The sequence below is a fragment of the Paenibacillus sp. 10L310 genome, assembly GCF_056395745.1.
Genome location: NZ_JBFTKC010000062.1, coordinates 1 through 560, shown reverse-complemented (window position 1 = coordinate 560; position 560 = coordinate 1). Strand labels below are relative to the sequence as shown.

General features: G+C 49.1%; 2 rRNA genes. Both read right to left on the bottom strand.

What is annotated here, in order from left to right:
* Positions 1-149: ribosomal RNA gene (locus tag AC1DE7_RS31815) — 23S ribosomal RNA — on the bottom strand; the annotation flags it as partial.
* Positions 150-455: 306 nt separating this feature from the next.
* Positions 456-560, bottom strand: a 16S ribosomal RNA gene (locus AC1DE7_RS31810); the annotation flags it as partial.

Here is a 560-nt window from a genome sequence, read left to right as displayed (position 1 = left end):
ACTGGAAATTACCCCAGCTGGGTTTCCCCATTCGGACACCCCCGGATCAAAGCTTGCTTACAGCTCCCCGAGGCAGTTTCGTTGTTCGCCACGTCCTTCATCGGCTCCTAGCGCCTAGGCATCCTCCGTGTGCTCTTAGTAGCTTAACCTCGTTCTCCGGTTTCGACTGCTCGCTTCCCTTGTTTTGCTTGCGCAAAGCCAAAAGTCGCTCCCATTCGATACCATCGTACGTGCAATCTACCTTATAAAACACTTCACTTGTTTACACAAGATCAGCTTAAAGGAATGTTCTAATTCGCGTTTGTTTCGTTTCGATATCTAGTTTTCAAAGAACAAGCTCCATGCAAAAGCAAGCTGTTTGAGAGTTTGAGCTCTCAAAACYGARCAACGAGTGAGTGTTTTGCAGCTAAGCTGCGTATTTGAATGTTTCCGTTGCAGGAAACGATTCTCCATAGAAAGGAGGTGATCCAGCCGCACCTTCCGATACGGCTACCTTGTTACGACTTCACCCCAATCATCTATCCCACCTTCGGCGGCTGGCTCCTTGCGGTTACCCCACC